This window comes from Legionella parisiensis, from assembly GCF_001467945.1.
In the GTDB taxonomy this organism is placed as follows: Bacteria; Pseudomonadota; Gammaproteobacteria; order Legionellales; family Legionellaceae; genus Legionella; species Legionella parisiensis.
Genome location: NZ_LNYQ01000012.1, coordinates 536,268 through 560,085, shown reverse-complemented (window position 1 = coordinate 560,085; position 23,818 = coordinate 536,268). Strand labels below are relative to the sequence as shown.

The window sequence follows — 23,818 nt, the reverse complement described above, 5'->3', positions numbered from 1 at the left end:
TTGCTAACGTTTGATGAGGTATTAAAAATTTTCGACAGAACCATAACGTTTCAATCAGCAAGGCTGCGCAATCCGACGAGCAGGCTGCATATCCATTTCTTGTTCCTGGTTTGTATTGGATGTACTCTTCGGGATGAAATCCACTTGATGGAGACATGATGCTCCTATATCGCCATTGTTTGATGAAAGCGGAGGCTGCATCCAACAATGAGATTCGGATGCCGCTACAGACTCGAGTGCTTCATACTCTTTTTGGGGAGCATTTACTTGTTCTATAGATTTTAACACTTCAGGATTACTTGTGCTTAAGTCAGGACTATTTGCACTTACGGTACCGCTTGCGCTTATGTCAGGACTGCTGTAAATACGGGTACCTGAGGGTGATGTAAGCACAGGCTCTTCTGAGCTTGCGTCGGTGTGGGACTCTGTTTGACGTGGATCTGTGGGGTGTGTCACACTGTGTTTTATAGCATGCTCTGCTGCTGTCTTTGGAGAAGAACTGTCCGTGATCTCTTTAAAGTTCCTTATCACATCTTTTGCAGCTGCTTTCATTTTCGTTAATTGATCACTATTTTTGGAACTCCAAAAAGAATCCAGAGTATTTTTTTCCTCTTTACTCACACTCATAACTTCTTTAAATTTACGTATGGAGTTTTCTAAATCGTTTTCGAGAACGCGCCGATCCGTGTATGCATCTTGGGAATTGGATAGGAGTGTATTAAAATCCTTAGGCTCATCAAGATAGTCTTTGAGTTTATTTAATTCCGTTATTTTATTATCAATAATTTCCTTTCGTTTTGGATCATTCAAGCTACCTGAGATTTTTCCTAAATCGCTAAGACTTGATTCTACACTTGCTCTAAGCAAAGCGGATTTTCTAGCATATAAATTAGTGGCACCTTCAAGATAACTTTGCTTGTTTAGCGTAAAATCAGAATTCAAACTGTTACTTAAGTATTCTGTGTTAAAATCTTTCACGGGAGACAAGCTATGTTCTTTCGGATCATAATCATGAGTTTTATTTACTATTCTTCCATCAGTGTAGCTACTACTAAAGGCTTTGGATTCCTTAAAAAAATCCTTTGCTTCGTAAACTTTATTTGCCCATGGATCGCATATATAGGCAGAATCTCCCCATTTGGTCGGATCATCTACTGCACTCTTTGGATCTCTTCCTAGAACTAAAAATGAATGATCCCCTCCTGGATCAGGCACTCCTTTTTGAATAGGATTCCTTCTTGCAAGCTGATACTTCTCCGCATAGATTGGTTCATTGTGAAAATTGTGATTCACAACATGCTCTAAAGCCAACGATGCATATTCACCACAATTTCCTTTTTTATGTTGATGTATTGAAGTAACTTCATCAAGAAAATCATCACTTGATTGTCGAACACTGGATCGGTATCCATCTTGGCGTTGAAGTTCTTCCCCCTCCTGTCTTTGTTTGCGAATACCATATCTTTTGGGATTAGTACTGTGTTTACGTGTATGGAGTGAAAATGGTTCAATTTCTTTGTCTAAGTCTTCTTTTCTTGGAATGCCTTTCCTCATCCACTCGACATCACTGTGCGTTTTCCATTGGTCTTCAAAAGTTGGTCTACTATTCATCTCTAAACTGGAAGAGGATCCAGTTTTATCATCAACAACACTTCGGGCGTATTTGTTCGCTGCTATTGCAAGTTCTTTTACTTTTTCCTTTCGAGATTTCATTTGTTTCCTCTATCCTTTAACAAAGCAGTATAAAATATAGACTATGATTTAAAGTTGTTCAAATTTTATGCAAAAAATTTAATTTTAACTCCCGCAAACTCCTGTCAACGCATCAATTAAAGTAAAAGATATGAAATCATGTGGATGTTCAAAAAAGGACAGTTCAATAGGTAGATGTTTGGAGCTCGAACCGAAGCATCCTTCATCAATGAACAGTTTGGTCTGTACAGCTGAGACCCGCCCAAAACATTAAGCATTTTTAAATCAATTTTTTTTGCGGCGGAGCCGAAAAACCTTTGAATTAGCCATATAGGCTGCGGGTTCAATAAGTGTTGCCAAGAGCGTCATTTCAAACGCAAACATAAGACCGTTGCATTTATTGCGTAAATATTTTAACTATTACTTATAGATTGAAAAATATAGAATTACGGTGAATTCACAATGAATTATATAGTGAATAGTAACTCTCCTCTTTAATTAGATTTAAACTATCTTTTCAGCGTTAAGTTACCAATTAATCACCACAAATTTATTACCAAAAAAACTCATATATTGAGCTCTTACCCTTAAGAGATGCTGCAATAGCAGCTAAAATGATTCACCAACATTTAGAGTTTCTGCGGCAAAGGGACGAGCTTATACCCACCCAATCATTAATCTTTATGAGCCAGATAATATTAAATGCTTATCATCTCGACTAAGTCATGGTGATTCTACTGGGGCCCGCATTTTTGAATACACGGATACCTGTAACAATTCAAAAGAAATTTGGAAAGCAAATCCCAATAACCCAGAAGAAATTGACCTATGGGAGTATATCGACGTTTTAGTAAAACCAACATGCTATTAATCTTGCTACCATTGGAGAGAGGATAAGTGATCTTTCCCTCTATTCCGTTTTGCAAGAAAAAATAAGATAATGCTATCATTTTTTGAATGGAAAAATACTAAAAATATGCATGTTGGCATCTCGCTTTATTTCTCAAACAAAAGGGTTCTCTGATATTTTCATGCGGATTTAATTATATATATCTTATTGATAAAAAATAGATTTTATTTACCAGTTTCAATAATTTTATTCGTATGCAAATTTTATTTTTTGTTTGCGTTTATGGCCCTGCATCACTTACGGCTATAACTCTCAAATATCGAAGAAAATAATTTAAAAATAAAAATTAACAGGAGTACAAATGATTTTTTTTACTAACGCTGGAAGACAACACGCCCTTCATTTTAAGAAATTATCTGAATATGAGGAAAATAAAGAAGAATATTTAAAACTTGCAGCTTCGTGGGCAAAAAAAGCCTGGGGGTATTTGCAGAACAATGACAAACAATTTTATCTCAGAGATGTGCGTGAAAAGCAGGAGCAAATTTACGTTGGAACTTATAATAATCAACCTGTTGGCATGTTTGGTTTATTTGAAAAAAAATTTCATCCGTTTCAAGATAATGAAGGGAACTTCGCAATACCCGGTGAATTAAAAGTCGTTTATTTTGATTATATTTATGTAGAAGAGAATGCACGAGGTTTAGGTTTTGCGCGACAGCTTCTGGAAAAGGCGAAATCTCTAGCTGTTGAATTGGATGCTGATTATATTTACCTCGATACCTTAAATCCTAAACTCAATAAAATGTATATAAAAATCGGAGCAAAAGTGATTTGTGAAGGGCAATATCTTGAAAATCCAACAGATGTATTAAGCATTCATCTTTAATACATGCATTTTGCAGCCTTGATGGAGCTATGCGCAATCAAGGTCAATGTTCGTTGCCTTGAATACTAAAAAGTCAGGCCTTGAATTGTGAATTATCGACTAAAAGTTGATTAATATATTGACGATCCGAATCACAGATTAAAAACATGCTAACAAAATTCAAGGCCTGCCCCTTAGACTAAAACATTCTCCACAAAGAATTTTTATTTTTTTGGCTTTTAAATTGATACCATCTTTTGCACAGAGGAAGAAGAATTATCAATCCAATTAGCCATACAGTGATTATGCCAGTCAGCGTAGTTAGATGGTACGGCAGGGCAATGGATAGGCCGTAATATATAAACCAATGACCAATAAAAAAGAAAAGAGCATTTTGTCCAAATATTTTAAGCGCTTTGAAAGAAGTAAATAATTTGGGTTGGATTTGTTCCAGTTTAAACCACCAAACTATACCTAAAAGATTAATACTCCAAGACCAAAGAAAATAAGTTAAGCTTGGAGGAAATTTTGAAATGCTCATGTAAGATTGCCAAGTCAGCGGGGCAGAATTTGGTGATATTGTTTTATAATCGCCGAAGAAAAATAATCCTTGTATATTTGCAGTACGAATAACAAACCAGATGGTTAAGAAAATAAAGGCAAGTGCGCATAGAGGAGCCCAGGCTTTTTCTTTTTTGGTTGTTACTATTTTACCAATAATTAGTCCCAAAGCGACCGAAGGAAACCACGGAAATGGGGTAAAATTAATGTCAATAAAAAACATCGGCGTGTGGTATTCTCCACCAAGTAATAATGCTATTTGTAAGACATCAGGGGAAATATTATAGTGATGATTGCTCCAAATAACCCCATGAGAAAATAAAATTATTATTAATCCTAATGACAGAGGCAGCCAGTATTCAATTTTAGAAAAACCAAACCAGGATTTGGTTTTAAGGAGCTCGACTCCATACATGACCCAAGCTGCCATCATCATACAAATGCCCAGGCTAAAAAGAACACCTACATAAAGGTAGAATTGTCCCTCGGCAATTGTTTCAAAGAGCGCCAGAACAGTGAACTGTACAGTAACCAGAACAAATCCTCGGCAGACTAAGTAGTTCCTAATTGTTTTGGGATTTACGCCGTCTTTGATCCTTGATTGCCATAAAAGGAAAATACCAATGCCCATCATCATATAAAAGCCGCCAGCTGCAACAAGGCTAATCAGTGATTTTTGCAAAAAATCCAAAGAGCTTATATTTTGCTCGATTAACGGGCTATTCCAGCTTAAATTTTTATTCGGGACCGAACTAACGTAATCCCTGCAATGAGAAAACGCCATTAAGCACATAATCAAACCTCGCTGTAAATCAAGCGCACTTAAACGAGATGATTTGTAAGTATCCCCTTTTTTAGGAGTTATCAGTACATTTTGAGAGAGGAATACCTGTCCTTGGTTTAACCCTACATCTTCCATTTTTTTCCTGACCTAAATTTCGTTTGCAGAACCCAGCTTCTATGGACGAAATTTTAATTAATTGAAAATAGCAGTGCTAATAGTGGAGTTCGATTGACGAACGTAAAGACACTAACGGAGCTGCCAGAATGCATCATAATATATCAGAAAAACTATGGGATAAACCTTGTTCTTACCGATACCATCTACAATCCGAGAATCGTATCATCATTGTCAATTAATGGGCCATTAGTGTTATGTCTTTGCGGAGCATAATATGATATATACGTATTTTTCATCAATGCCTATCTATATTTTTTCTGGCTCTGTGTATGACCGATACCCTCAAGTTATGTTTTATTTAACACTATCTTTACTCATTATGAGCAAAATATTAACCAATCTTGTTTTCAATCTTTTAAAATAGACTCTTTTAGTATGTCTAAGATAAGGTTCATTATGAAAAAAATTATAAGTATCGGCTTTCTTCTTTTCTTTATTTCCTGCCAAGTTTTTGCAGCAGATGCTAACGATCTGGTTTTAATCTATAGGGTTTCAGAAAATGATAAAAATCAAATTTATAACAAGTTCGTGAAAAACACTATTGTTGCAGAAAAAACAAACAATAAGCCTAGAAATTATCATGTCACCTTAGGATGGATAAGACAGGTTGGCCAAGCAAAAGAATTGAGAAGTTTTATGAAAAAGGAATTAAAAAATAAGGAGCAGTTTATTTATTATTTTGCTCCAGCTGCCCTACTGCATGTAGCACCTAACTGCCCTGAACCTTCTAATCCGAAAAATCCGCTGAATAAAAAATGCACGCGTAATGCTGTAGTTCTTTTTCCTGCACAGGATTCTCTGGAAACACTAAAAATCATTAACCGGGAATTGAATGAAGCACTGGAGCGATATAATGAAGTGCATGGAACAAAGTACAAAATGGATACCGATCTCCTTCCAAAATATTTTGCTCCCCACATAACTCTGGCAAATACAAGTCAGATTAAACAAAAAGAGCGGAAAAGGGCTATCAACGAGGTAAACAGTAACATGAAAGATAATAATAATTTTATCTCTGTCATTCTAAATAAGAAGTAGGATGATTTGCTAGTGAGGGTCTTTTGTGATTTACCTGGAGCTTCTCTTTTGGATAAAAGGAGTGCCTAACCTCTCCTGCGTTCTATCACAGCATTTTGATTAAATACGGTCTATAATTAGTTCATGTTGTACAAATTTGCTTCTGCGCCATGAAATTAAAAATTGACCCCACCTTGATTAACAAAACCCCGGAAGAAGCACGAGAATTAGGTGCTTACTTGATTAAAAATGATTTAGCTTTTTTAGAAAAAAAAGGAGAATATCAGGCATCAACTACTCTCCAGCTAGAAATAACTCATAACTTGATTCTTGATCAAGAAAACACCGATACTAACATTAAACGCTATTACGTTATAGACAAAGACTTTTTAGGAAAAGGGGCTTTTAGTAAGGCCAGAGGTGCTCTTGGTTATATTGATGTAGACATTACAAGTGGTCATGTTGTTTTTACACCCAGCGATGCCAAAGCCATTAGAGTCAAAAACACTCAATACGCCCAAAAGAAAATCCAGGCCAAGGGTGCCGCTCCATATAGCCATTCAGAAGCCATAGCAGATTATATTCAAAGTAAAAACTTTGGACATTTAGGTATGCAACCACCTATTGAGGTTAAAAAATCTCACCTTCAACTCGGATTGTTTTCAAAAAGTTACTCCATTATGAACAAGCTAAAGGGAGGAGATCTTGATGTAGAAATTGATGCGTTCATTGGTAATGATGAGCCTGATACTGCTACCATGCTGAAACAGGTTCTACTCCCTATATTGGAAGCATACAAAGCACAAATTGCCGATAAAAACTTTGTACATAGGGATATCAAACCAGAGAACATTCGGGCTTATCTATCTGTGTCTGAAGCTAAAATTAATTTTTTAGATATAGACAGCGCTTTAAGACCCGGGTCCAATGATTCTGCTTATGGTAGCCCAGGCTTTTTACCACCAGAGCTATTTACATCCTCTAATCCAATATTAGTGGCTCAAGCAAGAGACATCTTTCAGCTTGGTATAGTGTTGACAGCATGTTTGAATCCTGATTTAAATCCTAACGCTTACTTTCCTAATGAGCTAAATGTACAGAGCGGCGAGGAATTTGTTCTATTGGCTCTCCAACAAATAGAAGAGAATGGATGTTACGATCCGGACCAAATGGGACATGATTTATTTGAGTACATCCATGACTCTCTCATCATTTCGGCCGCAGAAGAAAGTGAATTACGTAAGGAGATAAAGGACATTTTAAAGGAAATGACATGTGATGACCCGACTAAACGCCCTGACATTGATGCGGTTATTTCCAAGTTTAATGATATATTGGCTCTATTGGAAAAACAGAAAATCGCTTATACCTCCAGTTAAAACCATTAAACGGACACGGAAATGTATCCTCCAAACCGGCGAGGGCTGGCCTTGGTGATATCCTGAAAACCTGGTTATTACTGATGCATTTTTAATCTATATCGGTTATAGTCAGCGGTTTTTTGCCTGAGTATACCGTATGCCGAAAGAAAATATCTTGAGAGCGCTTACACCTGATGAAATCCGTAGCGCTACCCTTCACTTCTGGCCAAGAAGGCAAAAAACTGTAAATATACCCTATTCTTTTGATCTATCGATTATCCCGCAACGTCTCAAGAAGGAAGCTCTCGAGAGATTTTCGCAAATCTCGTTTGATCCCTTAAATGTTCATAGTATAAAATGGCTTCAAGAAGTACTTCACAAATGGCAAGAGTCTTGTGAAAACGCAGTTAAATTCACCTACGTGGATAAAATTCACACGGATGTTTTTAATGGTATCGTAATTGCTAATTGCGATAACATGAATACGGCAAATGGATATTGGCAACGAGTCTACTCCTCATCAAATCAGTTTCTATTTGGCCTGGTATGCATTCCTTCAAACTACTATGATGATTCTGGTAAACTCATAGAGTACAATCTTAGAACCATTAGTCATGAGATCGGGCACGCTATTGGCTTGGGGCATCTGCACGATGTAGAGTCCCTCCGAATTTATTTGCAAAACAGCCCCGAAGGAATGGGGTATTCCGTAATGCCTTACCTCGATAACATAACATCGGATGTAAGCTTATGTGTGAATATGGATGCCTGCTTAAATACTACTTACGCCATCATGCCTGGACCTTTAGATGCACAAATGTGTCAAGCACTCTATGGGGAAGATAGTCTATTTTTTCATAAACCCAGCCGATTAGAAGAGCTGCAAACTTACGCATATGGAGGCGCATCCATTGGATACACCCTTGGGATTTGTAACGCTATGGAGTATCTTTTTACACGTTTGGGCGATACTCATATAAACGCACATTTAAAGGTTGTTGGAATTTATTACTCGATTATCCTTCTTTCGCTTGTATATAACTCCAACTCTAGTAATTACTTAAGCCTTTTTGAGCAGGCGCAACAGTTAATGATTCCATTGGGTGGCGAGTTATGTCATATTATTTTTAAATTGCTGGGAGATTATTTACAAAGCAAAAATCTGCACGTACTTAGCCATACCTTAGAAATAACCGCTACCAGTTTGCAATTCCTTGCCTTAAGTAAAGGGCTATTAGATGCAACCAGAGATAGCTTTCATACAACCTGGAATTATGGCGCAACATTCCTATCAGGTATCGCCAGTTATGGGATTTCCAACTCTATAGGGAAATATATAGTTAACACACTCCTTAGTTCAGATGAAAAAAACACTGAGCATGTTGAACAAACACCTAAAAAAGGACTACTGTCTTCCTTTTATGGCTTTTTTGGTACAAAAAGCAAAGAAAAAGAAAGTGATATCCAAACCCCGAAATTAGCGGCATACAAGTGAATAATCAACAATACCTGGAGGCCAGGCCGTGAGTTGTGACTTCTCAATTTGAATTTGATGAGTCTCTTGAGGAGACGTATCAAACAGATTAAAAGCATGCTAATAAAACTCAAGCCTGCCCGCTGGGTACCGCATTCATTCTATGAATAATATACTAGACTTATCTATATTAACGAATGGAATAAATAGGTTGAAAATGAAAAGGATTGCATTAGAGGAAGCGATTGTTGTTCCTGGTCGAGACTTAATTTTGGAACACAAAAGCCATTTCGAGTTTAGTCAAAATTTAGATCGTTTAAAAGATATACATAAGCTAAGAATTGAAAGTATGGATGAGGCGGGCATTGACTTATCAGTTCTCTCTGTAACGACCCCAGGATTGCAATCATTAGCACTGGCATCGCAATTAGAATCCTGCGCCCAAAAGTGGAATGACTACTTAATAGACTGTGTTACTCAGTCCCCAAATAGATTTCGTGCCTTTGCCTGTGTCCCCACATATGCCCCGGAGCTTGCCATTAGAGAGCTTGAACGCATTCAAGGTGCGCAAGAAATCGTTGGCTGCCTCATAAATGGATATGATAGCAGTAACTATACACCTGCAAAATACCTGGATGAAAAGGCCTTTGACGAATTTTGGGGATACATTCATGACCATAACATCCCTGTTTATATACACCCCCGAGGGATTCCGGAAGAAAGAGTAGCTACCTATTCACCCTATCAAGCATTACATGGCTCAACATGGGGATTTCATATTGAAACTGCCGAACATGTTTTGCGCATAATGCTATCAGGACTTTTTGATAGGTATCCAAATCTTAAAATTATCATTGGACACATGGGGGAAATGCTTGCATTTTGGGCTTGGCGACTTGATCATCGGCTAAAAGAAGAAGGTTGGCGTGAAAAATTAGAATGTAAAAAAACAATTACAGAGTATCTCAATACTAATATATTCCTAACAACAAGTGGTTTTTTTGATACTCCATCTTTGATGCATGCAATTTCTACAGTGAGCACAGATAGAATCATGTTTTCAGTTGACTACCCTTACGAAGATAACCTAAAAGCAAGCCAATGGTTGGATTCTGTGCCATTGGCTGATGAAGATAAATTGAAAATAAGCTACTTAAATGCTGCTAACTTACTCAATATCTAAATCCTGCCGTTTTGATAACAGCCTCTTTGTCGCCTTTCCACCTAGAGAACCAGGTCTTAAATTGTGAATTATCAATTAGAAGTTGATGAATCTATTGACGATCCGAATCAAAATGAGGGGATTCACGTTGCGTCCAGTGTGGGTAAAATCACCCATTTTTTCTTTCTTTAACGTAAATTACCTTATCTTCCTGGCTACTCTGATTTTTCATACCAATCCAAGTCATTCAGCAAGGAGAAATAAGTGCTTTCCGTACAATTTTTTAAAAATGAAGAAACTTCAACTTCTTTTGAAATACCCCTCCCCAAATTATTTTGGGAGTATGGTATTGTCCTTGACTGGCAAAGTAATCCTCCCATTGCTCCCGAGTTAATTAAACAGCTAGAGGATAAATTTATCCCCGAAATAAGGGATATCGTATGGCCAAAGAAAGGAGCCCCCTTAATTGAAACTGTCCTTAGACTCGTAAAGAAAGAGTTTAACAATAATCACCCCACTGTATCGTTACAGTTAAATCCACAAGCCAGTTCAATGAGTCACCCTTTTTTAATGTGTATTAGTGATTTTGTAGTCCTTCCTCCCCAAAAACCAGCTTATTCACTTGAAGCCTTTGTCTATAGAGTCACTGTATTATTAATGATGCGATATACAGTAGACCATTGTCAGAAACTAGAGCAGACAAGCCCCTTAATAGAAAAATACCAATTAGAGGGTAAAGGAGTCACAAACCGCTTATTCCCCTTTGCTCTGGTTCAATATGCTTATGAAAAAAATGGGCGCATCGAAGAATTAAAAGCAAGGGTACAAGAAGCTATCACACCGGCAGTAAAGCGTGCGTGGGAAATCATCAGTACAGAAGGAAGTGAATTTATAAAAGAGATAGAAGACCATGAGTTTTTTATACAAAACAGCGTAACAACAGCTGAGTTCAACTAATAATAGATGCCCCATATTTTGTTTAAAATTTATGGGGATTGGTCTATTTAGGACTGGGATTCACGTTGCGTATAAAAGCGGACAATTTCTTCAAAAGAAAATTGGGGTCTATTTGGGCAGGCATTGGGTAGTTCAGGGTTGCTCAGATTGATGTGATAGATAATGTAAAAATCCAACTAATAAGACCAGTCTTATGGAGCGGGATTATTAAGCCTCGTTGAGCTCTTTAGGCTAAAGACCAAATGCTGTAGCAGCACTTAAGGCTTGATGGGTATCATACTCAATAAAATCATCATATTCTTCAATGATTGGGTCTGGCTCATCATTACTCAGCTGACTATTTTTACTAAACCGCTCTATAAACTCCCTTAACTGTGCTCTTTTAGTAAGTGGGTCGCCAGTTGGGATACCTTCAAGTTTTGCATAGCTCGAGAATAATGCTTCTAGTTGATCCTCTGCACACAGTTTGCTAAATCCAGGGTTAGCTATTATTTCTTGCAAGACCTTGGTCATAGGGAGGGTAGGCGGAGTATGGGTAATGTTGTCTACCAACTTGTTGACATTATTTTTCTGAAAGACTTCTTTGCCCTTTCCAAGGGTTGTTTTCTTTAGATATTCATCAACTTTTAGTAGCGCAGCGTCTAAGTTATCCATATCTAATGATTTAAGAAAGATACTAAGAGAACTGCCGCCACCTACTTTTTTTATTTTGGATAAGCTTTGCTTGTAATCGGCATGAGCTTGCTGAATAAGATACAATTTTTGCTGGGGATCAATCCTCTTATCATGTAACTCAGTTAAAATAGGCTCTAAGTAAAAAGCGAAATCTTCTGAACTTCTATTTTCTTGAGGTCTACTATCTAGATAATTTTCTACAACTTGAGTCAACTTAGTAGTTAATCTTTCTATTTTGCTGTCAGAACCAAATGGAACTTGCAACTCAATGTTAAATAAATCCTGCAGGCTATATTCTTCCTCATTGGTTTTATTAAAAAACTCAACTATGCTGTCTTTAAATGGCTTTTGTGCTGTTTCAATTTTGACGGCTTGTTTCTCTATATTCTTTTTATGAATTTTAAGAAGAATACCTGCTATCACGCTGCCAATGACAATACCAATCGCAATCGTAGGTAAAATTGGGGCAGCCGCTATTGCTAGCGGAAAAGAGCAAGCAATGGTAATTGCCAGTACGGCAGCGGATGCGGCAGCAATTGTAAATGCACCAAACACTTGTATTAGTCGAGCATTATTAGTTTCCTTGAGCATGGGCTGATACATTTCATAAGCAATCATGTGCTGCTTAAAAGCAATAGCTTGAGAAATTGCAACTCGGTAATTTCCTTTTTCATCGTCCGGTAAATCCGATAAAGCGCTTTCGATTTTTTTTTCTATTGCCATTTGATACACTCGCGCTGTTGGCAATAGTTTTGCTTTTTCATGAAAGCGAGCATAAGTTTGTTCATAAATCAGTTCAGAGTAGGTTTTTTCTTCACCTAATAAGTCTGATGCGACTTGAGCCCCAAGATCCTCAATGTTTTTACGTGTCGCTTTAACAGTATTCTTAAATAGAAAAGCGTAGTGATCTTTTGCATCACGCTCATCAGGAATTTCAATCTTCTTGCTAAAATCATCGTCTAAAATAGATTTCAACCATTGATAAACAGGATCAGAGATATCTGCATTATTTAAAAAGTCATTAAATTGATTTTCTAGTTTGTTTTTTATTTGATCCAGCTTATTAAGCTCTACATTTTTGGCTACGAATTTCCTTAGTTCTTTGAAGCCAGCAACAGTTGCCATGCAAACACCAGCAAAAGCAATGAAAGGACAAGTTTGACTAACTATGCCCCCGATCGCCCCACCTATGTCACTTATGCTCTTTCCTGCTTCTAAAGTAGTACCTACAAAATTAATAACATTCGCCCCTGTAGATACAATCGCTGCACCATTGGCTAGCACACCGGTGAAAATTGTACTTACTTCTGCAAATGCTGCAGCTTTTTCAGCTGAGCTGTATTTTTGATAGGTTTTCAAATAGGCTTGATGAGAGAAAACATCATCAATGTTATTTACGAAAGAGGATACAAAATTTAGAATAGGTGGCTTATCTCTTGCCCAATAGTGTTGAGTATTGAGCTTTTTACGATCAGCCTCAACCTGGCTAAGAATCTTTCCCCATTTTTTAGGCTCAGCAGTGTTTAATTTATCAACAGCTTGAAATAGCCAGTGTTGTCTTAGGGAAAATTGATCCCATTTTTTTCCTTGTTTTAATAACTCAAGGTTTAATTGCTGCATTTTAGCTAGCTTTTCAACAGAAGTTAAATTTTGAAATTTATCTGAGCTTAACAACTGATGCATACTTTTAGCATAGGTACAAACCTTTGCTGAATGATGTTGTTTTTTATCTTGAGAAAGCGAGTTTGTTTTTTGCTGCGCTTCTAAATAGCCAAATGTTTGATCAGAATCCGTAACTTCGTCATCAATAGGATCAACAAACTCTTTATCAAGAATTTCTTTTAAAGTATTTATGGGGCTGTCTTCAGGGACAAAAAGTGAGTCCAGATCAAATGCATCTTCAATTTCCGTGACTAATAAACTGAAGTTATTGTTCAAGTCATCATTTAATAAACCTAGAAAAACTTGCTCGACAACCTCTTCACTTGCACTTATGTTATTTTCTAGTTTAAGAGAGAGCCTTTCCATCTTTCTTCTTGTCATAGCCAAAATGGTCGCGGTAACAGTGATCAACGCGCCGACTATGCCAACAGCAATTGGTAGAAATGGTGCCACTAAGAAACCTGACGCTAATATTGTCACTGCCGTAATGAATACCAAGGATAGAAGTATGCCTTTTAGGCTATTGCCGACAGCTAATTTGTGAATGACAGGTTTCATTACTTTGAGGTTTTCAATTTGCTGTTCAGCAATGACAATTTGTTTCATTTGATTTTTTATTTCATCATTAGAAATTCTAGCAATTCGTGATTCAATTTCGGCTTGATACACATCAGCTAATGATAAGGTGCGTTCTTTTGTGTTCATTCGGGCGATAGATTGCTCGGTTATAAGCTGTTGCAAACTTTTCTTTTTAAGTACTCGTTCAACTTCAGATATTTGTCCTTTTTTTAAAAGTTTATCTCCTCTTTTAATATAGTGAAGAGATTGTATAGACTCTGGATTCCTGTTTATATCACAAAGAGATAGACAGTCATCATACCAAGAGTTTTGATCCTTTAGACTCAGCTCTATGTTATTTAAATTTGTATAAACAGCATGTTTGACAATTGTTAACTCATCTTGTAATGCGAAAATAACATCATCGATTTCTTGGAATTTACGCTCCTGCATTCTCTGCTTTTTGAGATCTTTTAAATACAGCCCGGTTTCAGATACAAGCGCTAATGATGCGGCCATCATAGCTTCATGTCCAATGACATCGCCAAGAAATTTGTTTGCACTTTCATGTTTTATAATAGCGTTTTTTACATCGACAACCGCTATCAGTGCCATTGCTGATTTTAATACAAACTCACTCCCTTGTGATGCTATTTGACCAGCGTGCAGCAACTTATCTTCATCAGATAAATTTCCATACCGCTCTTTTATCATATTTTCTTCAAATACTAATTGTTGAATTGTAGGCATCACTCCTTTTACCTGCTCCGCTTTATCAATAGCTTGTTTACCTTTTCCTACTATTTCTTCTTTTTTTTGAAATGATTTTTTGGAAAACGACATGTCTATTTCCTTTTAACATACATCATTAAATGCTTCTAAGGCGCGTTTGGTATTGACCGCGTCAGTAATATCTTTACTAAAATCCTGATAGACGATATAACCATATTTATCAATAACAATTACTTCTCTGGCTAATAATCCGGCTAATGGTCCATCGATTATGGTTAAACCATATGCGTGGCCAAAATTATGATTCCTAAAATCAGATAACAAACGCACATTTGCAAATTTTTTTTCTTTTTCATAACGAGCTAAAGCAAAAGGTAAATCTTTAGAAATACAAAGAACCTCACCATCTTGTTTATGTGGTTGATTAAAGACTTCACAAGAACCAAAGCAAACCGGTGTGTCTATGCTCGGAAATACATTAAGGAGTAAAGCCTTATCTTTATAATCAGATAACCTTACCAGGCTTAAGTCGCTGGCTGTAAGGGTAAATTGGGGGGCTTTTTCTCCAATTGCATTCACTTCCCCACTGGTATGATATGTATGGTCTTTAATAGTGAAGTCGCTCATAGCATCCCTGATTTAATTGGTAATGTTTTGAGTATAGTCCAATTTTTAATATACACTCGAGTTTCACGCGTGTATGGTAAACCCTTGATTGCGCCCTGCTCCACCAAGGCTACGTTGTTTTCAATGCGACGTACCCCCTTAAATAGCCTATGATTTAAGCCACTTTCTGAATTAGATAATAAAAATAATATTTTTTACCCCACGCTTTTTCCTTACGAGCATACTTCGCCAAGTAACGTAGTGTGGGGTTTTTAAATCTTATTTTCCACCAAGGCAGAAAAGTTGCCCCCTTAGAGCCTGCTAGCGCAAGAAGCTCAGTAAGCGGCATCGGATTATCATCGCCGAATATCCGTTGAGCCCTTTTACAAAGTCCAGCTTCATCTTCAATGAGACGTTTGTAGATAGATGCTTGAACCATCCGGGTAATATTTTTCTTTATGATGATTTTTAAATGCTTACTGGTCTTAATATATGCTTCCAATCTGTCTGATTGCTGTTTATTCTTAAAATAAATATCGGCATAACAAAAGAATCCGCCAGGAGCGAGGACACGCTCCACTTCAGCAAAAAAAAGCTCAATTATTGGGTAAAGATGGGAACTTTCAAGGTTCGTTACCACATCAAAACTTTCATCTTTTAACGCTAAGCTTTCCGCATCAGATTGTAGATAATTTATTTGGTCATTTTTATAAAAATTACTCTTTGCATGTCTTATCAAAGGAGTTACTAAATCAACACCTAAAGCATATTGAGTTTTCAATAATTCAGAACCCAATCGTAAACCGAGCCCATTGCCGCAACCAACCTCTAACAATCTCTTATCGAAAAATTCCATTTTTACTAATGGCTTGATCAGGTAATAAAGAAGCAATGGTGAATAAATATCTTGATATGGAGATAAGGTAGAAATATCAAAATTTAACGCCATGTATTCCTTATATATTTTCTTATTCCACAAACCCCAGTTTAAAAAAACTTTCTCTTCAATAAAATTAGCAAAACATTCATAGCTCGACGCGACATCCTGTTTCATTAATATAGCATCTGAGCGATGATAACATTTTTGTTTAAGTATTTTATTTGTTTTTCTAAGAGCTTGACTGTACGTTTTGATTTCTTCTTTCATTTTAGTCACTTATTAAATCAGCAATTTTGGCTTCGTCATTTTTTACTAATTTTTTAATAAACTTAACTAATTCGCTGGCTATTTTATCGTTGCACTTTTCAGTTAGAGGGCCATTAATTGACACTAGATATTCGCCATCCTGATTCCTGGTAAAGATAATCCATAAGTATTGATTGCCTATAGGACGGTCTAAACTGGCAAAATGACTGGCATAATTATAATCAAGATCTGCAAACTTCATATGCGGAGGCTCTTTGAAAAAACCCTCGGTAATATTAATACATACGTTCAGCGGACTTGGTTTTAGTAAAGGGATATTCAAGTGAAGCATTTTATTAAGCTTTGATTTGATTAAAATATTTTTTTTCCTTGATGTGAGTTGCGCTAAGTAGTTCAGATAGTAGTCTATTACTATTGAGTTTAGTTTACTTTTTTTAAAATGTTTCGTTAGAAAAGCTTTGTTAAATGCATATACCAAATACTGAACAAGGGACAATGAAAAACCTCTTAGCCTCTGGTTTTTGATGAGTTGGGAACATTTTTGATAAGGGGCTGTTTTTAACAGTTCCGCTTCAATTGAATAAATAGAGTCAATATAGCTGTCCTCCACATTTAAGGTAATGTTTATCATTTTACGCTCTGAGAACAAACCAAGGGTTGACTTGTATTGACTTCCCTCTCTACCTTGATGAGATAGTATGACAGGTATTTTATTTTGCTGACTTATCTTGTACAAAACAATTTGGCACGCAGCAATTAATCCAGAGCTGATACTAATATTTTTTTCTTTATGCCAGTCGATATATTTTTCAATAAATTGTGACTCAATAGTATAATGAAACAAATGCTTTGAGCGGCCAAACCCTGAATCAGGCAAATGATTTCCGGAACCAAAATTTAATCCTTTAACCCCTTTATTATAACTCCACCAAAAATCAAGTTTATCTTTCAGATTTTTTGCATAATCAATATTATTCTGTCTCACATAATCAAAAAAAGATGCTTTTTCGGATATCGGGGTGAGTGTTTCTCCACGGGTAAGTGCAGTGTAATTTTGCTTAACCTGTGCAAGTACAATGTTACACGTATCATCATCGGATATAATGTGAGGCATCACGATATGTAATTCATGCAAATCATGATGCACCTTATACAGCCATACTCTAATCAGTGGCTGTCTGTTTAATGGAATAATACTCCTTACACTACTATAGAACCCATGCTTCAACACCTCCCTCTTATTATCTAAGGAAATGTCTTCGTAGTTGAGTTGAAATAGGCCGTCTTTCTTCACCATTTGGATCGGCGCATCTTCATTAAAGTTTATCCAGAAAGTACTGTTTTGCTTCACAACAAAATCAAACGCTTTGAACAAGTATTCTTTATTGAGTTTTCCATGAAGTTGTATGTGTATACCGCAATTCATAGCATACCCCATTTTATTTGCAACCCAATATATGTATTGATAATCAGATAAAGCTATTTCTTCTAAAACTCGATTTTCTGCGACGTGATTAGCGGTTTCTTTTTCAAAAATATTTTGTAATTCATTTGCAAGACTTCTGGCAATTTTATCTATACTTGGATGATTAAGAAAATATTCTATGGGTATGCTAAGCGATGGGCATTGCAATTTATCATGCATTCGGTTTCTAATTTCCAAATACATCAATGAATCCATCCCCATTGAGTACAAATCATCTTTTGCCGCCGTTTCATCCAGCTCCGGCATCCCCATAACATCTGCGGTAATTTTACATAAAGCCAAGCTCAACATAGCGACTCGCTCTTCATGAGTATGCTCTCGAAGAGAGTTTAAAAAGTGCTGATCGGGTACAGAAACCTCTTTACTCTGGGCGTGATTAGCGGTTTCTTTTTCAAAAATATTTTGTAATTCATTTGCAAGATTCCTGGCAATTTTATTAATGCTTGGCTGATTAAGAAAATATTCTATGGGTATGCTAAGCGACGGACATTGCAACTTATCATGCATTCGGTTTCTAATTTCCAAATACATCAATGAATCCATCCCCATCGAGTACAAATCATCTTGTGCTGCGGTTTGATCCAGTTCCGGCATCCCCATCACATCTGCAGTAATTTTACATAAAGCCAAACTCAGCATAGTGACACGCTCTTCATGGGCATGCTCTCGAAGAGAATTTAAAAAGTGCTGAGCTGGTGCAGGAGCCTCCCTGCTCTGAGCAAAAAACCTCTTTTGTTTCGGTTCGTTTTTGAAAAAAATATCTCTATCAATAGGACATACTGAAATTTGCGTCACCTGATGTGTCAATAAAACATCAAGAATATCCACACTGTCTTTATCTAAAGGAATTAAACCTTGTTGTTTCATAGCTTGCGTAAGATTTGCCGCCATCCCCACCGTATGAAAAGGGCCCCAGTTAATCGTAATTGCGGGTAAACCCAGCTGATGTCGTAAATGCGCTAGCCCATCTAAAAATCCATTAGCAGCAACATAGTTTGACTGCCCTTTTGATCCGAGTACTGAGGCTATAGAAGAAAATAGAACAAACACGTCCAACTGAATATTTTTAGATAATTGATGCAGAATAAGAGCGCTTTCCTTTTTCGCGCGTAAAACAGTTTGGATATCTTCATCGCGTAAATTGACAATCAAGCCATCTTTAATGACGCCTGCGAGATGAAACACTCCTCTGAGGGGTTTGGAATCTTGCTTAGCATACTCAAATATTTGCTTCATTTGCTGATAATTACTTGCATCAGCAGCAAAATGCCTAATGTAGACTTGTTTTTTTCTTGCACTCGAAATCAAGTCCTTTACATCCATTGAACATTCAGAGCGACTAGTAATAATAATATGTCTAGCACCTCTAAGAATAAGATATTCAATTAATGCCTTTCCCAAGCCTCCAGTGCCCCCTGTAATGAGGTAACTTGCCCCTCTATCGAATAATGTCTTTTGTTGCTCAGGAGCAGGAGACAATTGTTTTTTTTCTAGCCTGGGGACATAAATCGAATCTCTTACTGCAAATTGAGTTTCCAAATTTTTAGTATCAAATACATAGGTTAAAAGCTTGTTCAAATTGCCGTTAGCACCCAAGTCAATCGTATAATTTCTGCTGAGTCCGAGCTCATTTCTAAAGCTTTTCCAAAAAGCACTTGCCATAGTATGCTCTGGATTTACTTTATTTTTCCCATAAATGCTATAAGCATTTTCTGTAACTAATATAAAGCTGCTCGGGCATGATTTAAACATTTTTTGACAGCAATGAAACAACGCAGTAAATTGCCCTTCTTCATAAAAGAAGATTATATTTTTATTTTCTATACTCTCTAATGTATTCACATCATCTATGCGCTGGTAAACAAAATGGCCAAATACTTGTTTCGCTTTCATTTCATCTTGCGCAATAACCCAAAAATCAGGGATATCAGGTGTGCTTAGTAAGTTTACGTTAATCTTATTCCAGATTATTTCATAGAGATGATTCAAGTGAGATTCATTGCCCGAGACTGAGCTCGCCTGTCCTGAATCACTACTTATACTCATTAAAGAGTCCCTTTTTTCAAACCAAAATTCTCTCCGGTCAAACACATAGTTAGGAAGCGTTACTTTTATAAAACTATGACCACAATTTTTATAGTATAAATTCCAGTCTACGTTTTTGCCTTGCAAGTAATCGGTAAGCAATGACGTTAATGCGGCGTCATCTTGTAAATCAAACGGATTATTTTTCTCCTGCGATGATGCAAATTGGCCCATATCTAACAATCGCCCGGCCTCAGCAGCGCTCTTAGCAACCACAGCCAACCGATAAGGATGATGTTCTCGGCAAGTGGCAGCGGTAAAACATACATCACTAAAACTATCTTTTGTTGTTTCTAAATACGGTTGATATCGTGTTGCCAAATGGTCTAATGAGGTTTGGGTTTTTGCCGATAGAACCAGTACATTTAATCTGGCTGGTTGAGGTGGACTTTGATCTGCCGTTACAGCAAATTCTTGCAAAATAAGATGGGCATTCGTACCGCTGAAGCCAAAAGAATTGACCCCTGCGCATTTGGGTTGTGCACCCATATTCCAATCCATATTTTGCAGAGCGATACGTGTATTATCTAGTTTTATGTTGGGATTCAATTTCTTAAAATTTAAATTCTTATAAATTTTCTTCTTTTGTAGGCTAATAATCGTTTTAATAACACCTGCTATACCAGAGGCACTTTCAAGATGACCTATATTTGTTTTAACCGCCCCGAGATATAATGGGTTATCTTTGCTACGCTGACATCCATAGACGTTATTAATAGCATGAACCTCGGTAGGATCACCTATAGGAGTGCCTGTTCCATGTGCTTCAACATAGCTGATATCACTGCTCGATAACTCAGTTTGTTTCAGAGCTTGCAACATCACTTCTTCTTGGCTTTTACCGTTAGGAGTAGTAAAGCCCATAGATTTTCCGTCATTATTAACTGCTGAAGCTTTAATAACCGCTAAAACTGTATCCTTATCGCGAACCGCGTCCGCTAGTCTTTTAAGAAAGATGACCCCACAACCTTCGGAGCGCACATACCCATCTGCACCCTCATCAAAGGTTTTACATTGACCATCTGGCGATAACGCCTTTGCGTTGCAAAGAGCTATATTTAGCTCTGGCATTAATATGATATTCACACCACCAGCCAAGGCACAATCGATTTCTCTATTTTTTAAGCTCTGACACGCATAATGAATGGCAACTAAAGATGAAGAACACGTAGTACTAAAACCTATGGATGGTCCTTTAAAATCAAAAATATATGCCACTCGACCCGGAATATAACTTACTCCATTACCGGTGACATAATAAAAATTTAATGTTTCATTTTGATGTGGGTAATATCCCGTACCAATAGGACCCACGCCAGCAAACACACCGGTTAAACTATCACGCAAAGAACTGGGAGGGTAGTTTGCATTTTCCATAGCCAGATAACAACATTCTAAAAAAATTCGATGTTGAGGCTCCATAAATTGCGCCTCACGGGGACTAATACCAAAAAAATTCGCATCAAAATCTTTAATATTCTCTATTAATCCAAGTTTATTAACGTAAGATTTTCCTGGGACATCTTTATTTGGATTATAGTATTTTTCATTGTCCCATCGTTCAATTGGAATATCCTTAATGCCACTCAGCCCTTCTTCAAGCAACCTTTCGAATGCCTTAATATCAGGTGCATTAGGCAGTGAACAGCTCATTCCTATAATGGCGATTGCATCGTCTGCCATCTTCTGGGGCACATTAATTGATGATTGCGCCCTAATGCTAGGGCTTCTAGGATCATGCCAATAGAGTTTTCTATCAAAGTAATACGACGGTAAATCAACTTTATTGTATTGATTATCACGCTCATCTAATCTTATGTTGGCACCGGATAGATAAAGCTTAAACATCTGATTTGCATCATTTCCAGTGAGTTTGATGTCTTCTTTTATCGTTACTCTTTTCAATTCATAATCTTTAGACTCTATTGCCTTGATTAACTCCCTCTTATCTTTTGCAATGATGGCGCAGCGAAATTTATAATGGTCTCGGCAATTGATTAAGGTATAACACACATCGTGCAAACTTACGGAGGATTCCTTTAAATAGTGTAAGTACCTTGCCATCATGTGTTGCAATGAGTATTCACTGTTTGCTGAAATGACAAAGCATACGGGTTCACCGTTATCCGCAATTGGCTCTTTTGATGTAAAACTTGGGGGCTCCTCAATAATAGCGCTCACATTGGTACCCGTAAAACCAAAATTGGATACTTGTGCATACCTCTTTTTATTGAGATGTTTCGTAAAAGGTATTGCCTTAACAGGTATCAGCGCGGGTATGCTTTCCGGATCAATTGAGCTGTTTGGTGTTGCGTAATGTAGGTTTGCTGGTATGGTTTCATGCTTGAATGCCTCGATTACTTTAATCAGTGAGGCGATTCCCGATGATGAAATTGTATGGCCTAGATTACTTTTTAATGCACCGATAATCAGAGGTTTGTCTTGGTCATGCTGGCCTTGGTGTATGTGCTGAATCGCATTAAATTCAACCGAATCTCCAACAACGGTACCTGTTCCGTGTGTTTCAATATAATCAATGTCGCTTGCTGCTAAATGAGCTTGCTCTAACACAGATTGATGCATCGCAATTTGTGCCTCTATATTCGGCGCAGCCATGCCCATTCCACCACCATCCTGATTCATGACAATGCTTTTGATCACCGCATGGATCTGGTTATTATCTTTTATCGCATCACGTAACCGTTTAACTACCACAACACCACAACCTTCGCTACGTGCATAACCATCGGCTTTAGCATCAAAGCTACTGCATTGGCCAAGAGCTGATAGCATATTTGCCTTGGTTACGCCGATAAAAATTTCAGGACAAAGATTAAGATGGACTCCGCCAACAATTGCCATATCGCATTGCTGATTTCTTAATGCCGTGGTTGCAAGATAAAGCGCTGATAAAGAGGAAGAGCATGCTGTATCCACCGTGATGCATGGTCCCTTTAAATTTAAAAAATAAGAAAGCCTGCCTGCTGCCGCACTGTCAGCAGAACCAATATAGGTATATGCATTAAATTTTATATTGTCTTTATAATTCAGCTGGTTGTAGTCGTTAGTAGAGATCCCACAGTACACCGCGGTATTTGAATTCTTTAATGAACCAAGGGGGATATTGGCATGGTTTAATGCGCGAATGGATACTTCTAAAAACAGTCGGTGTTGTGGATCAATTTGTTTGGCTTCAATGGGAGCTATTTCAAAAAAAGCAGCATCGAATAACTGAGGCTCATTTAGAAAACCTCCTTTTCGACTCACTATTTTATCGTCTTTCTGTCTATCAGGATCATAATACCTGTCAATATCCCAGCGATTTGCAGGCACTTCTTTGATTGAGGTCTGTTCGTTAATTAACATCTCATAAAATGCATCAACATCTTCGATATCCGCATTAACTCCAGGAAACTGACAATTTATTCCCACAATAGCGATCGGCTCATGCATTATATCTGAAAGATTATCCCCCGAGTTTTTCTTTATCATAAAAAAAATTCCTTAAACCACTCTTTACAGATCTATAAAAATGTAAGCGAGTAGTAGATTCGTTTCGCTTTAGAGTGGAATTTTTAAAATCATTGTTTCAACTTCAGCAAGATTTACCTACATATCTATACCTATTATCCATAACATGTCCTATCCTAAAGAACAATCTCACACAATTTAGATTCTTTTAATCCTAATAAAACTATTGAGTTACATTACTCTTAAATCATGATCTCATACTGTTAACTTTTATTATAGTTGATTGATTATCCAATGCTTTGAAAAGCAATAAGTATAGGGTTCAATTAATCCTGGGGAAGCAGAGGATATAGATGGTTTACTCTTGGAAAAATAATGCCCCAGTTTATCACGGGTCGTTTTCCATACATTCGTAATAATTCTACTTAAATAATATTTTAGAAAGAGTTATTTGGTGTAAGCCATACATCTTTAAATGAAAATAAGTACCTGA

General features: G+C 37.1%; 11 protein-coding genes and 2 pseudogenes. 6 read left to right on the top strand and 7 right to left on the bottom strand.

The window, feature by feature from the left end:
* Nucleotides 1–54: 54 nt before the first annotated feature.
* Nucleotides 55–1,713 (bottom strand): hypothetical protein, encoded by a 1,659-nt coding sequence (locus tag Lpar_RS05095; protein WP_058516902.1) that lies wholly within the window; start codon nucleotides 1,711–1,713, stop codon nucleotides 55–57.
* A gap of 1,190 nt (nucleotides 1,714–2,903) precedes the next feature.
* Here Lpar_RS05095 and Lpar_RS05090 point away from each other — a divergent pair.
* A complete protein-coding gene (locus tag Lpar_RS05090; protein WP_058516901.1) occupies nucleotides 2,904–3,431 on the top strand; it encodes a GNAT family N-acetyltransferase in 528 nt (175 codons plus the stop codon).
* Between the two features lie 178 nt (nucleotides 3,432–3,609).
* On the opposite strand, the gene Lpar_RS05085 is transcribed toward Lpar_RS05090, so the two are convergent.
* The gene (locus tag Lpar_RS05085) at nucleotides 3,610–4,890 is read right to left on the bottom strand and encodes an acetyltransferase domain-containing protein (RefSeq protein WP_058516900.1); all 1,281 of its coding nucleotides are present in this window, start codon (nucleotides 4,888–4,890) and stop codon (nucleotides 3,610–3,612) included.
* 438 nt (nucleotides 4,891–5,328) lie between these two features.
* On the opposite strand from Lpar_RS05085, the gene Lpar_RS05080 reads away from it, so the two are divergent.
* The 5 genes from Lpar_RS05080 (at nucleotide 5,329) to Lpar_RS05060 (ending at nucleotide 10,903) form a co-directional block, all read left to right on the top strand.
* Nucleotides 5,329–5,970 carry a hypothetical protein gene (locus Lpar_RS05080; RefSeq protein ID WP_058516899.1) on the top strand — a complete coding sequence of 214 codons (642 nt, stop codon included), beginning with the start codon at nucleotides 5,329–5,331 and terminating at the stop codon, nucleotides 5,968–5,970.
* A gap of 149 nt (nucleotides 5,971–6,119) precedes the next feature.
* Complete coding sequence (locus tag Lpar_RS05075; protein WP_058516898.1) at nucleotides 6,120–7,328, top strand: protein kinase domain-containing protein; 1,209 nt, start codon at nucleotides 6,120–6,122, stop codon at nucleotides 7,326–7,328.
* Between the two features lie 139 nt (nucleotides 7,329–7,467).
* The gene (locus Lpar_RS05070; RefSeq protein WP_058516897.1) at nucleotides 7,468–8,805 is read left to right on the top strand and encodes a zinc metalloprotease; all 1,338 of its coding nucleotides are present in this window, start codon (nucleotides 7,468–7,470) and stop codon (nucleotides 8,803–8,805) included.
* Between the two features lie 196 nt (nucleotides 8,806–9,001).
* Nucleotides 9,002–9,967, top strand: a complete 966-nt coding sequence (locus tag Lpar_RS05065) for an amidohydrolase family protein (RefSeq protein ID WP_058516896.1) — start codon at nucleotides 9,002–9,004, stop codon at nucleotides 9,965–9,967.
* A 243-nt stretch (nucleotides 9,968–10,210) separates the two neighbouring features.
* Nucleotides 10,211–10,903: a hypothetical protein gene (locus Lpar_RS05060; RefSeq protein WP_058516895.1), complete on the top strand. Its 693-nt coding sequence runs from the start codon at nucleotides 10,211–10,213 to the stop codon at nucleotides 10,901–10,903.
* 231 nt (nucleotides 10,904–11,134) lie between these two features.
* Here Lpar_RS05060 and Lpar_RS05055 read toward each other — a convergent pair whose 3' ends face one another.
* From Lpar_RS05055 to Lpar_RS19650, 5 genes and pseudogenes are all read right to left on the bottom strand, one after another.
* The gene (locus tag Lpar_RS05055) at nucleotides 11,135–14,641 is read right to left on the bottom strand and encodes an AAA family ATPase (protein ID WP_058516894.1); all 3,507 of its coding nucleotides are present in this window, start codon (nucleotides 14,639–14,641) and stop codon (nucleotides 11,135–11,137) included.
* Nucleotides 14,642–14,653: 12 nt separating this feature from the next.
* Complete coding sequence (gene tpx / locus Lpar_RS05050) at nucleotides 14,654–15,157, bottom strand: thiol peroxidase (RefSeq protein WP_058516893.1); 504 nt, start codon at nucleotides 15,155–15,157, stop codon at nucleotides 14,654–14,656.
* A gap of 154 nt (nucleotides 15,158–15,311) precedes the next feature.
* Nucleotides 15,312–16,283 carry a class I SAM-dependent methyltransferase gene (locus tag Lpar_RS05045; RefSeq protein WP_058516892.1) on the bottom strand — a complete coding sequence of 324 codons (972 nt, stop codon included), beginning with the start codon at nucleotides 16,281–16,283 and terminating at the stop codon, nucleotides 15,312–15,314.
* 1 nt (nucleotide 16,284) lies between these two features.
* Nucleotides 16,285–19,191 (bottom strand): annotated as a pseudogene (locus tag Lpar_RS19655) (SDR family NAD(P)-dependent oxidoreductase); the annotation flags it as partial.
* Between the two features lie 840 nt (nucleotides 19,192–20,031).
* Nucleotides 20,032–23,346: pseudogene (locus tag Lpar_RS19650) on the bottom strand (type I polyketide synthase); the annotation flags it as partial.
* Between the last annotated feature and the right edge of the window lie 472 nt (nucleotides 23,347–23,818).

Coding starts and splice junctions, on each gene's coding strand:
- Lpar_RS05080 (WP_058516899.1), top strand. CDS start 5,329: ATGAAAAAAATTATAAGTATCGGCTTTCTTCTTTTCTTTATTTCCTGC.
- Lpar_RS05065 (WP_058516896.1), top strand. CDS start 9,002: ATGAAAAGGATTGCATTAGAGGAAGCGATTGTTGTTCCTGGTCGAGAC.
- Lpar_RS05045 (WP_058516892.1), bottom strand. CDS start 16,283: ATGAAAGAAGAAATCAAAACGTACAGTCAAGCTCTTAGAAAAACAAAT.
- Lpar_RS05090 (WP_058516901.1), top strand. CDS start 2,904: ATGATTTTTTTTACTAACGCTGGAAGACAACACGCCCTTCATTTTAAG.
- Lpar_RS05095 (WP_058516902.1), bottom strand. CDS start 1,713: ATGAAATCTCGAAAGGAAAAAGTAAAAGAACTTGCAATAGCAGCGAAC.
- Lpar_RS05085 (WP_058516900.1), bottom strand. CDS start 4,890: ATGGAAGATGTAGGGTTAAACCAAGGACAGGTATTCCTCTCTCAAAAT.
- Lpar_RS05075 (WP_058516898.1), top strand. CDS start 6,120: ATGAAATTAAAAATTGACCCCACCTTGATTAACAAAACCCCGGAAGAA.
- tpx (WP_058516893.1), bottom strand. CDS start 15,157: ATGAGCGACTTCACTATTAAAGACCATACATATCATACCAGTGGGGAA.
- Lpar_RS05055 (WP_058516894.1), bottom strand. CDS start 14,641: ATGTCGTTTTCCAAAAAATCATTTCAAAAAAAAGAAGAAATAGTAGGA.
- Lpar_RS05070 (WP_058516897.1), top strand. CDS start 7,468: ATGCCGAAAGAAAATATCTTGAGAGCGCTTACACCTGATGAAATCCGT.